We start from the raw sequence: 12,012 nt of genomic DNA, 5'->3' as shown, positions 1-12,012 counted from the left end.
AACCTTGAAAATCAACCACGCCAATCGTTGATTTTTAAAATAGACCTATGAAGCTTGTACTCAACAAACTGATTCTAACCTGTTTAATAGTGTGCTGTATCTCTGCCGACAAGGTGGCAGAAAAGATACTTATATCTGAAGTTCACTTTTCCGGAGGACTTTATATCCACAAGGAAAAACCGGTTACGGGAGAAATTATCGACTACTATGAGAATAATATTCTCAAGTTTACCTATGCGGCACTTGATGGCCGATTGCATGGCAAAGCAACCGAATTCTTTGAAGATGGAGACGTCAAAAGCATTCGTAACTATAAGGTGAATAAGCTTTTTGGCGATTTCACAGAGTTTTATGCCAATGGAGAGGTCAAAGTTCAGTTTGAGGTTGGCCTTAATGCTTACGGGCAGGGAGAAAAGCTAACAAATATAAAAATTAGCAAGGGCCCCGGTAAAAAGCTTAAGTCTTATGAAGAAGGTACACTAATATTTCTCGATGCAAACCAAAATGCTTTGCAAACCAGCGAGCAAATCTCCATTCTAAAGCAAAGCAAGTTTAGGATTGTAGACGACAAAGGTTCGGTGATTTACGAACAGTAAATAGAAAAAAGCACTAAAAAAGGGTTGTCTGTAAAGCACTTCATGCTCAAATAGACAACCCTTTCTATTTAATTAACAAACCGGCTCTTTAAAGCAAGCTGTTTGTTTTTCTTACTGCATCTGCACTGCTGGCCAACTCTGCTTTTTCTGACTCTGTCAGCTCTATTTCTACAATACTCTCCACACCTTTAGCTCCAATAAGGGTTGGCACTCCTATACAAATGTCATCGAGGCCATACTCTCCTTCCAGCAGGCATGAGCAAGGGAACATTTTTTTAGAATCGTTGGCAATGGCCTGAACCATGGCCGATACTGCCGCACCCGGGGCATACCACGCAGAGGTACCCAACAGCTTGGTAAGTGTGGCTCCGCCAACTTTGGTTTCTTGCTTAACTTCTTCCATGCGCTCTTCGCTAATGAACTTAGAAACCGGCACAGAGTTTCGGGTAGCCAAACGAGTAAGTGGAATCATACCCGTATCGCTATGCCCACCAATCACCATACCGTCAACATCAGAAATAGGTGCATCCAGAGCTTCGGCCAATCTATATTTAAAGCGAGCCGAATCAAGCGCTCCACCCATTCCAATAATTCTGTGCTTCGGCAAACCGGTAGCTTTGTGAGTTAGGTAAGTCATCGTATCCATTGGGTTAGATACCACAATGATGATTACGTTCGGTGAATGCTTGATCAGATTTTCAGCCACCGACTTCACAATACCGGCATTGGTGCTAATCAGCTCTTCGCGGGTCATGCCCGGTTTTCGTGGAATACCAGAGGTAATTACAGCCACATCGCTGTTCGCTGTTTTTGTGTAATCGTTAGTAGTTCCGGTAATTTTTGTATCGAAACTGTTCAATGAAGCAGTCTGCATCAAATCCATGGCTTTACCTTCGGCAAAACCTTCTTTAATATCAATTAGAACTACTTCTGAAGCAAAGTCTTTGATAGCAATATACTCTGCACAACTGGCACCTACTGCTCCGGCACCTACTACAGTTACTTTCATGGGTTTAAGGGTTTATTTTTACAAACGCGGCAAAGTTAAGCAGCCTTAATTCTAAATAAAATTCAGGCACAAATGTTTAGCACATTATTTTATCAATGGCTTACGCTCTCTTTCCTGGCATACCAAATGCTAGTGGTTTGAGTAGACAATTTGAAGTGCTCTGAAATTCTGAAACCAACTAGCCAGGCAATTTCTCCTTTAGACTCTAAAACCATCACCTTTCCTTTTTCTGATAAAGGCACCTTGGCATCGATTAAAAAGTCGCTGACCAGTTTGCGCTTGCCCTTCATGCCCAGAGGAGCAAACGAATCGCCCATTTTCCAGGGTCTTAAATGCAAGGGAAAACGGAGTCTTTCGAAGTCGAGCATGGCATTTTCAGACGCTTTATCTACCGCAACCTGACCTGCAGAACATACCCGAATGGTGTAGCCAACCCCATGTACCTTAAAGCTATCGGTGTTTTCCATAACCACCTGTGGTAGCACCTCTGCATTGCTGTCGTTGACTATTAAAAGATCCTCTCTATCTATAACAAGCCTATGACTTGCCGAGAGGAATACTTTCCCAACTTCTGTATTTTCTTGCAAGCAATCGAACAACTGTTGGCAAGTAGCATAGTTAAAACTGAAGTCTCTAAGTAGCTCATATAGATCATACGCGCTCTGACATACATTTAGCACAGTCTTTTTGGACAAATGAAAACCATTCGTACCGGTTTTTATAAACTCCGACCTCCAACCATCATACAGCCTTTCAGAAGTATAATAACGAGCGGATAGTTTTTGCAGGTTTTGAGCCATTACCCCTGTAAAATCCGGATTGAGCTGGTGCATAATAGGAATGAGCTGATGCCTGATAAGATTTCTTTTGTAATACGACTCCGCATTACTGGCATCTTCGCGCCACTCTATTCCCGTTGCTGTGGCAAATTCTATCAATTCTTCTTTGGTGAACTCCAACAAGGGGCGTATTACCTCCCGGTTGCGTGGCGCAATTCCCCTCAGTCCTTTCAACGAAGTTCCTCTGGCCAAATTCAAAAAGAATGTTTCTATGGAGTCATCTAAATGATGAGCTATAGCCACTTTCTGGCAATTGTGAGTTGTCCGAAGCATTTCGAACCACTCATAACGCAACTCACGGGCAGCCATTTGGGTAGAAATACCCTTTTGTTGGGAATAGGCCTTGGTTTGGAAGCGTTGTACCTCAAAAGTGATGGCCTCTTTGCGACAATAATTTCTTACCAGGTCTTCATCCCTATTTGCCTCTTCGCCCCTCAATTGAAAATTGCAATGAGCTACCACCAAAGGGTATCCTGACTTTTTGAGTAAATGAAGTAGAGTCATTGAATCTACCCCTCCACTCACTCCTACCAGAATGCGATCGCCCGGGTCTATCAAGGCATGCTTTTTGATAAACTGTAAAAAGCGATCATACATGACCCAAAAATAGCACAAATCGCTAATTTTGCCCCCCGTACGAATGAGAAGACTCACATTTTACCTAATTATACTAGCCTTGTGCAGCCCATTAATGAGCCAAACCGAGGTAAAGCTCAAACGAGCAGGCTTTTTAGCAAAAGTTAATATTGGCAAAGAAAGTGTGCAGCGACTCAAAAACGATGTTTGGCTGGTACAAGGCAACACCAACATTTACTGCGACTCGGCCTATCTGAATAAAGAAACCAATTCGGCCAGAGCTTTTGGCAGAGTAAGAATTATAGATACGGTAGACCCACTTCACATCGAGAGCGACTACATGGAGTACGATGGTAATACGCGAAGGGCCAAACTCCGCAACAATGTGGTAATGAAAGACGATAGCGTAACCCTCTACACTGATTTTCTGGACTACAACCGCACTACTAAAACCGGAAACTACTTTAATGGCGGACGCCTCATCGACTCTCAAAATGAGCTGCAGTCGCAATGGGGGTATTATCATACCCAAACCAAACAAGCCGAATTCTTTCAGAAGGTAACCATGACCAACCCTGATTTCGATCTGGCTGCCGATACGCTTTACTACAACACTAACACCTCTCTGGCCAAAACCAAGGGAAAAACCATAGGCATTACCTCTGACTCTGACACACTTAGAACCAACCATGGGCTTATTTATAACCGTCAGTTGCAGTATGCTGAAGTTTACCGAGGCAACATTAATGGCCCGGACTATTTTATTGAAGCAGACACGCTCATTACAGACGACCAAAAGCAGTTATACAACGCCAGCAGAAACATCAAGCTTATCTCTAAACCCGACTCACTGACCATATATGGTGAGAAGGGATTCTACAATAAATTGAAAAAGACTTCGCTGGTCTACGATCAGGCCTATTTGCGAAAAATGATGGAAGGCGACTCTCTGTTTATTAGTGCAGACACGTTGTTCTCTGACCAATCTGATGAGAACAACAAGTACCTCACAGCATACCATCAGGTAAAAATGTTCAAATCGAATATGCAAGGCATGGCCGACTCGGTAAGCTATAATTTTGCCGACTCGGTGATTTACATGTACACCGATCCGGTTATTTGGGTAGAGAACAGCCAGATAAAAGCAGACTCCATTAACATTGAGGTTCGAAACAATAAAATCGACAAAATGAACCTCAGGCTCAATTCGTTTGTGATTTCCAAAGATACTTTGGGAAACTACAATCAGGTAAAAGGTCGCGATATGGAAGTCTACTTTAATGAAGGGCTCATTAGTAAGACCCACGTAAACGGAAACGGTGAAAGTATTTATTACCTAAAAGAAACCTCGGGGGCTGTATCTATGAACAGCATGAAGTGCTCCAATATGGCTCTTTATTTTAGCCAAAATACCATAACAGAAATCCGTAATTATGAACAGGTAGACGGCCAGGTGAAGCCCGAATTTGAGATTAGCCGGTTAGACAGACGCTTGCGAGGCTTCAATTGGCTTGGCGATGAAAAACCCACTCTTGAACAAGTGGCGAGGCATTTACGATATGACCGCTAGCCGGGTTAAAAATGGTTAATCTTTCTAGCCTCAGTCACATAAAATTAATGAACCTCTTACCTTCGTTTGTGCTAAGCATACTTAACGCAAGAGCTTCGTTTCAAAATGAAGCACCATGGCTTAAATCTACTGTACGTCATAGCATTAATTGCTCTTAAGCCATTTGAACAAATTGGAAAAGTCTAATCAAACTGATAATTTTGCAGGCTCATGAAAAAAGCCCCTTTCTTTTTCGTTTTACTAGCCATTGTGAGTTTATACTCAAGTTGCACCACCACATTGGGTAAACTGGAGCGCTCCAACGATTACAACGAGCTGTATAACGGAGCCATAGCCTATTACGAAAGAGGCAAATACGATAGAGCCAAATTGCTCTTTGAACGCATATATCCCTATTACAGAGGTTCTGAACAAGCGGAAAAAATTAGATACTACTGGGCCTACAGTGAATACTACATGGGCCTATACCAGTTGGCCGCCTATCAGTTCAAAGAATTTTACCAGACATTTGGCCGAAGCCCATTGGCAGAAGAGGCACAATACATGGAAGCCTATTCGCTTTATCTTGACTCTCCCGATGCGGAACTAGACCAAAACAGTTCTGAACAGGCCGTAATAGCCATGCAAAACTTCCTGAACCGCTACCCCGCCTCTCAGCGCTATCAGGAAGCCAACCGAATAATAGATGAGCTTCAGGTACGGTTTGAAACCAAAGCCTACCAAACAGCCAAACTATACTACAAACTCACAACAGGGCTTTCTTACAGAAACTATTTAGAGGCAGCCCTCGTTACTTTTGAGGCTTTTAAAGAAGATTTTCCCGACTCCAAGTACAACGAAGAGTTGCTGTATCTGAGTGTTGAAACCAGTTTTAAGCTGGCCGACAACAGCATTACAACCAAGAGGAAAGAGCGGTTCGACAAAACGATCGAACTTTACAGAGAATTTACCGAAAAGTATCCTGAAAGCCAGTATACCAATCGGGTTAAAGACTATTACGAACAATCGATAAAAGAATTAAATAAACTGAAAACCGATTAATATGGCAGCAAGTCCATCAATCATTACCAGAGATACTGACCAAATAGCCGCTCAAACCGGCAACATTTATGAGTCAGTAGCTATTATCTCAAAAAGAGCTAAGCAAATTGCCAGCAACATGAAGGAGGAGCTCAACGGCAAGCTGGCCGAATTCGCTTCTACTGTGGATAACCTGGAAGAAATCTTCGAAAACAGAGAACAAATTGAGATTTCTAAATTCTACGAAAGAATGCCAAAGCCTACAGCTATGGCCATTGAAGAGTTTTTGAATGGTGAAATCTACTTCAGATTCAAAGAAGCCGAAGAGGCTGCAGCAGAAGATAAATAATCTTCATGTTGAAGGGTAAGAAAATAATAGTCGGGGTAACCGGCAGCATAGCAGCCTACAAGGCTGCTATTTTCGTTAGGTTATTGGTAAAAGAAGGAGCGGAAGTGAAGGTTTTAATGACCGAAGCTGCCAAATCATTCATTTCTCCACTAACCCTTTCTACCCTATCTAAAAACCCGGTGCTTTCTGATTTTACCCAAGGCCAGGAAGGTGAGTGGAACAACCACGTAGACCTGGGGCTGTGGGCCGATGCATTCATTATAGCCCCGGCCAGTGCCAATACTATAGCCAAAATGGCTAATGGCCTTTGCGATAACCTGTTACTGGCCACCTACCTCTCCGCCCGTTGTCCGGTGCTTTTTGCCCCGGCCATGGACTTAGACATGTATCAGCACCCTGCGGTGCAGACCAACATTCAACGACTTCAGCAATTTGGCCATACACTCATAGAAGCACGGCATGGAGAACTAGCCAGTGGTCTTGTTGGCCAGGGACGAATGGCCGAACCGGAAGAGTTGACAGAAAGTCTCTCTGATTTTTTCGGCAGAAACGCCCCTCTAAAAGGCAAGAAGGTACTCATTACAGCAGGGCCAACCTATGAAGCCATAGATCCGGTACGGTTCATTGGCAACTACTCTTCGGGTAAAATGGGCTTTGCACTGGCTCAGGAAGCAGCTCAAATGGGTGCGCATGTCACCTTGGTGGCGGGCCCAACTCACTTAGTCATTGAACATCCCCTGGTGAATAGAATCAATGTAAGAAGTGGAAAAGAAATGTATGAGGCCTGTGAAGAACACTATGCCACATCGCACATCAATATATTTGCGGCAGCCGTGGCCGACTATGCTCCTGCTCAGGTGGCCAACCATAAGATAAAGAAGGAAAATGATGCCTTCGAAATCAAACTGAGCAAGACCATAGACATTGCCAAAACACTCGGATCTAAAAAAAGAGAAGAACAATTCAATGTGGGTTTTGCCCTGGAAACCAACAACGAGATAGAACACGCCAAGGGAAAAATAAAAAGTAAAAACTTCGACCTGATTGTACTTAACTCGTTGCAAGACACAGGTGCAGGCTTCGGACACGATACCAATAAGATTACCCTGATTGACAAAGCCAATAATATTCAACATTTTGAGTTAAAGTCTAAAACCGAGGTTGCCAAAGACATTATCAAAAACATTGTTGAAAAATTTTAGCCTTTCACTACTTCTGTTACTCACTGGCCTGGCACCACTCTGTGCTCAGGAACTCAACTTTACAGTAAGTATTAATGCCGATGTTGTTCAAACCACTGAGCGTGGCATCTTTGAAGAAATGAAAACCGCTTTCGAACGGTTTTTGAATGACACCAAATGGACCGATGATCAGTTCAGAAACAATGAAAAAATAAAAGGCAACCTAATTCTCACCATTCAAGATCAGCCCAGTATTGGCAGATTTACAGCCAACGCTCAAATTCAGGTGGTGCGCCCCGTGTATGGTAGCACCTATGAAACGTTGTTGCTCAACTTTGCCGACCGCGACTGGGAATTTCAATTTACACAATCGCAGCCGTTGCAATTCAATGAAAACAGCTTTACCAACAACATCACCTCCCTTCTGGCCTACTATGCTTATATCGCACTAGGCGTAGACTACGACTCTTTTAGTCCGCTTGGAGGTACATCACACTATGAAAGAGCCCTAACCATAGTGAACAATGCACAAAACTCCGGAGCCGTTGGCTGGGGGCAGTTTCAAAGCCGAAGAAATAGATATTGGCTGGTAGAAAACCTCTTTAGCAACGGTCAGTTTCAACCGGTTAGACAAGCCCTCTACGATTACCACCTCAACGGACTTGATATTTTTCAAGACACCCCCGAAGAAGCTCGTAAAAATATTTATGAATCGCTGGTAGAGATTCAAAAAGTAAATGCTATTCAACCCAATGCCATCCTCATTATTGCCTTTCTCGATGCAAAAAATGACGAATTGGTAAATATTTTTTCACAGGGTGAAATGTCTCTTCGCAGGCAGGTATACAACGAATTACTTAAGCTAGACCCAACCCGCAGGTCAAAGTACCAAAAGATTGTTCAAAACTGAGTTTAGCCCCTCGGCACTTGCACTCTCTCCCTTCTTAAAATTGCTCCATCCGGTAAAAAATGATGTTGTTTAGAGTAGGCTGAATTGATACTTTTGCTTCATGCTGAAAAGCCTCTCCATAGAAAACTACGCTCTCATTAAGCAACTGCAAATTCGTCCGGTGGGCTCGCTCAATATTATTACGGGCGAAACTGGGGCCGGAAAATCTATTATGCTGGGTGCCCTCGGACTCCTGTTAGGTAAAAGAGCCGAGTCGAGTGTAGTGTTCGATGAGCGCAAGAAGTGCATTATTGAAGCCATATTCGACATAAAAGCCTACGCACTTCAAGACCTGTTCGAAGCTCACGACCTTGACTATGACGAGGAGTGCATTGTAAGGCGAGAAGTAAACGCCAATGGCAAATCACGAGCTTTTATAAATGACTCTCCCACCACCTTAGAAGTGCTTAAGGCCCTGGGCGTACGTCTAATGGACGTGCACTCTCAGCATGAAACCCTGGCTCTTGGCAATAGCACATACCAATTGCAGGTAATTGATATTGTAGCCAATAATGAACCGCTCAAGCAAGCCTACAAACAAGCTTATAACCTCTACAAAGAGAAACAGAAAATACACCGTGAGCTTGTTGAAGAAGGTAACCAAATGAGCAAAGAGGCCGACTATTATCAGTTTTTGTTTGAAGAACTCGACAAAGCCGCCTTGTCTCCAAATGAGCAAGACGAATTGGAACAAGAGCTTTCCCGGCTGGAACATGCCGAAGAAATTAAAACAAAGCTCAACGAAGCCTTAATGCTCACCGATCAGTCGGAATTCAATGCCCTTTCGCTAATTCAGGAATTAAAAGGTTCACTGAGTTCAATTAGCGCTTATGACAAAGCCTATGAACAGTTAAGAGAGCGTATTGAAAGTCTGCAAATTGAGCTGAAAGATATTGTGAGCGAACTTGAAAATGAGGAGGCTCGGGTAGAGGTAGACCCGCAACGTATGCAAGAATGTCAGGAGCGGTTGAGCCTCATTTACAAGCTGCAACAAAAACATCAGGTAGGCTCTATTGAAGAACTATTAGATATTTATGAAGAACTCGGGCAAAAAGTAATGCGGCTGGGCAATCTCGATGAAGCCATAGAAGAGGCAGCCAAAGCCGAAAGCAGAGCTCTTGCGGCCGCCCAACAACAAGCCAAAGCACTCTCAGATTCGCGAAAAGCCGTATTCGTTCAGCTAGAGCAATCGGTAAAAGAACTACTGAGCGACCTGGGGATGCCCAGTGCCACCCTTCAGGTAAAACATGAGGAAATTGCATTGAGCCCATCGGGTTCAGACCTAATTGATATTCTCTTTTCGGCCAATAAAGGCATCTCTCCCAGCCCGTTAAAACAAGCGGCTTCCGGTGGAGAGTTTTCGCGACTTATGTTTGCCATAAAGTACATTCTGGCCGACAAAACCGCCTTACCTACAATCGTATTCGATGAGATAGATACGGGCATTTCCGGAGAAATTGCTATAAAAATGGCGCAAATGATGGAACGAATGGCACAAAACCATCAGGTAATTACCATTACCCACTTGCCACAAATTGCCGCTAAAGGTGCAGCTCACTACTTTGTGTATAAAGATGAGTCTGAAACCACTACCAACAGCCAGATTAAACTCCTCAACGAAGCCGATCGCCTGAAGGAAATTGCCGAAATGATTGGAGGCAAAGGAGCATCGGCCAAAGCCTTGGACTCGGCCCGCGAACTAATGAACATGGGTTGAGGCGTTTCCACACCTCTCTCAAAATCAGACAGTCATTAACGTTTATTTAGATCAATTCTGATTTCAATCGAGGTCACTACTTTTAGCCTCTCCTTTAGTATTTTGGAAGTTATGAGGAGATGCGCTGTATACGCTGTTCTGTGCCTGCTGTTCGTTTGTAACCTGGCAGCCCAAGACCAAAGAATTTCTTACGAAAATCATACGGCCTATCTCACCGAAATACTGGCTCACACATCGTCCAATTCAGGGAAAGATATTCACTTTATTGGCTGGCTGCTCAACACCAGTCAACTCAATTTTCCAAAAGGCCATAGCCTGAACCTCAGCCTGGCACTTACTCACGGTGGAGAACCCTCAGCCAACATTGTTGGCGACTTGCAAACATTCTCGAACCTTGAAGCCGGTTTCAATTACGGCTTCTTTGAGGTCTATTATCAATACAAACAAGGTGACTTTTGGGTGAAACTGGGGCAGGTGGATATCAACACCGATTTTCTCGTTAGCCGCAACGGATTGCTCTTTACACATAGCTCTTTTGGCATAGATGCTGTAGCCGCTATGAACGTACCCGCCCCCACCTACCCGGTAACCGGTTTTTCACTTACCACTCAGATACCCATTACCGAGTTGGTGAGGATTAAAGCCGGTATATTCGATGGTCAGTTTGCCATGCCCCGAAACAACTACCTGGGCATTAACTGGGCCCTGAATGAAAAAGAGGGACTCATTTACGTTCTGGAGCCGCGGTTCCAACTGTTCAAAAACCGATTAGTGCAGAAAGTGGGGTTTTACTATCATTCAGGTACCTTTACTGATTATACTCCCGGTGCAAACACAACCACGGACGGGCTTTCCGGACTTTACCTGGTGAGTGATCTTATGCTCTTGCAATGGCAAGAAAAGAAGAAGCTCAGCCTTTTTGCACAATACAACCTCACGGTTAAACAAAAGGCAAGTTTGCTCGACTATTACCTGGGGTTGGGAATGAAAATAGACAATCTCATAAACTCCAGTCGACCCAATGCTCTGGGAATGGCTGTTGCTCATGCCAAAGTAAATACAGAATATGGAAATTTGGCCGATGGGCTGGCCTCTGAAACAGTGCTTGAAATTAACTTTAAGCAAGAAGTTGACGACTGGCTCAGTCTTCAGCCCTACTTCCACTACATAGGCATGAACGAAATTCGCAGACCTATGAAAAACCCCGTTGTACTGGCACTCAGGGCCTATATTGAATTCTGAGCTAAATGTGATTCTGCAAACTCTCCATTTTAAATCCAATTCCCTATTTTTGACACGCAAAACGATCGAATATCATGTCACATAACCTACTTAAAGGAAAAAGAGGAATCATTTTCGGTGCGCTAGATGAGCGCTCTATCGCCTGGAAAGTGGCGCAAGTTGCCCATGCCGAAGGTGCTTCTTTTACATTGACCAACGCCCCAATTGCTCTGCGAATGGGAACAATTAATAAACTGGCTGAAGAGTGTAATGCCGAAATTATTCCTGCCGATGCTACTTCTGTAGAAGATTTGGAAAACTTGTTTACCAAATCTATGGAGGTTTTAGGCGGAAAAATAGATTTTGTTCTGCACTCCATTGGCATGAGCCCCAATGTGAGAAAAGGCAAAGACTATGGCGACCTAAACTACGACTGGCTAATGAAAACACTCGATGTTTCGGCTATCTCCTTCCATAAAGTAATGCAAACAGCCGAGAAGTTAGACGCCATGAATGAGTGGGGATCTATAATGGCACTCTCATACATTGCAGCACAGAGAACCTTCCCTGACTACTCTGATATGGCCCACGCCAAAGCCATGCTTGAGTCTATCGCCAGAAGCTATGGAGAACGATTTGCCCGACTTAAAAAAGTACGTGTAAATACCATTTCTCAATCGCCAACCATGACCACTGCCGGCACCGGTGTTGGAGGTTTTGATGTATTCTATGATTATGCCGACAAAATGTCTCCACTAGGCAATGCCAGTGCTGAAGATTGTGCCAAATACTGTGTAATGTATTTCTCAGACTTTACGCGAATGGTAACCATGCAAAACCTAATGCACGATGGAGGATTTTCTACCTCGGGCATTACAGATCGGTTGATCGAAGATTTGAAGAAAGACAACTAATACAAACAGGGGTCTTAGCAACTCGTGTGTCAATCATCGGGGCTTTAGTAATTCTTTTTACACAGGCCATT

The 12,012-nt window shown here is 43.7% G+C and carries 11 protein-coding genes; 9 read left to right on the top strand and 2 right to left on the bottom strand.

The window, feature by feature from the left end:
- The first annotated feature begins 47 nt into the window (after positions 1–47).
- Positions 48–596 carry a toxin-antitoxin system YwqK family antitoxin gene (locus IE164_RS08440; protein ID WP_189629772.1) on the top strand — a complete coding sequence of 183 codons (549 nt, stop codon included), beginning with the start codon at positions 48–50 and terminating at the stop codon, positions 594–596.
- 88 nt (positions 597–684) lie between these two features.
- Here IE164_RS08440 and mdh read toward each other — a convergent pair whose 3' ends face one another.
- Together mdh and tilS are read right to left on the bottom strand one after the other, a co-directional pair.
- Positions 685–1,605, bottom strand: coding sequence for a malate dehydrogenase (gene mdh, locus IE164_RS08435; RefSeq protein WP_189629771.1), 921 nt, complete (start codon positions 1,603–1,605; stop codon positions 685–687).
- A gap of 92 nt (positions 1,606–1,697) precedes the next feature.
- On the bottom strand, positions 1,698–3,098 hold the full coding sequence (gene tilS, locus IE164_RS08430; RefSeq protein WP_189629770.1) for a tRNA lysidine(34) synthetase TilS: 1,401 nt from the start codon (positions 3,096–3,098) through the stop codon (positions 1,698–1,700).
- Between tilS and IE164_RS08425 the strand changes: the two genes are divergently transcribed.
- From IE164_RS08425 to IE164_RS08390, 8 genes are all read left to right on the top strand, one after another.
- Entirely contained in the window at positions 3,085–4,590 is a 1,506-nt protein-coding gene (locus IE164_RS08425; protein ID WP_189629769.1) for an OstA-like protein, read from the top strand. The genes tilS and IE164_RS08425 overlap by 14 nt on opposite strands.
- Before the next feature lie 210 nt (positions 4,591–4,800).
- The gene (locus IE164_RS08420) at positions 4,801–5,631 is read left to right on the top strand and encodes an outer membrane protein assembly factor BamD (RefSeq protein WP_189629768.1); all 831 of its coding nucleotides are present in this window, start codon (positions 4,801–4,803) and stop codon (positions 5,629–5,631) included.
- Between the two features lies 1 nt (position 5,632).
- Positions 5,633–5,959, top strand: coding sequence for a DNA-directed RNA polymerase subunit omega (locus IE164_RS08415; RefSeq protein WP_189629767.1), 327 nt, complete (start codon positions 5,633–5,635; stop codon positions 5,957–5,959).
- A gap of 5 nt (positions 5,960–5,964) precedes the next feature.
- Entirely contained in the window at positions 5,965–7,161 is a 1,197-nt protein-coding gene (coaBC, locus tag IE164_RS08410) for a bifunctional phosphopantothenoylcysteine decarboxylase/phosphopantothenate--cysteine ligase CoaBC (protein ID WP_189629766.1), read from the top strand.
- On the top strand, positions 7,148–8,050 hold the full coding sequence (gene porD, locus IE164_RS08405) for a type IX secretion system protein PorD (RefSeq protein WP_229838590.1): 903 nt from the start codon (positions 7,148–7,150) through the stop codon (positions 8,048–8,050). The genes coaBC and porD overlap by 14 nt, the downstream gene beginning before the upstream one ends.
- A 100-nt stretch (positions 8,051–8,150) precedes the next feature.
- On the top strand, positions 8,151–9,806 hold the full coding sequence (gene recN, locus IE164_RS08400; RefSeq protein ID WP_189629764.1) for a DNA repair protein RecN: 1,656 nt from the start codon (positions 8,151–8,153) through the stop codon (positions 9,804–9,806).
- A 111-nt stretch (positions 9,807–9,917) separates the two neighbouring features.
- Positions 9,918–11,048: a carbohydrate porin gene (locus IE164_RS08395; protein WP_189629763.1), complete on the top strand. Its 1,131-nt coding sequence runs from the start codon at positions 9,918–9,920 to the stop codon at positions 11,046–11,048.
- A 74-nt stretch (positions 11,049–11,122) separates the two neighbouring features.
- Positions 11,123–11,941 (top strand): enoyl-ACP reductase FabI, encoded by an 819-nt coding sequence (locus IE164_RS08390; protein WP_189629762.1) that lies wholly within the window; start codon positions 11,123–11,125, stop codon positions 11,939–11,941.
- Positions 11,942–12,012 lie beyond the last annotated feature (71 nt).

Source organism: Roseivirga thermotolerans (assembly GCF_014653175.1).
GTDB classification, from domain to species: Bacteria; Bacteroidota; Bacteroidia; order Cytophagales; family Cyclobacteriaceae; genus Roseivirga; species Roseivirga thermotolerans.
Note: the sequence above shows the minus strand (reverse complement) of the source record. Positions and strands in the feature narration are given on the sequence as shown.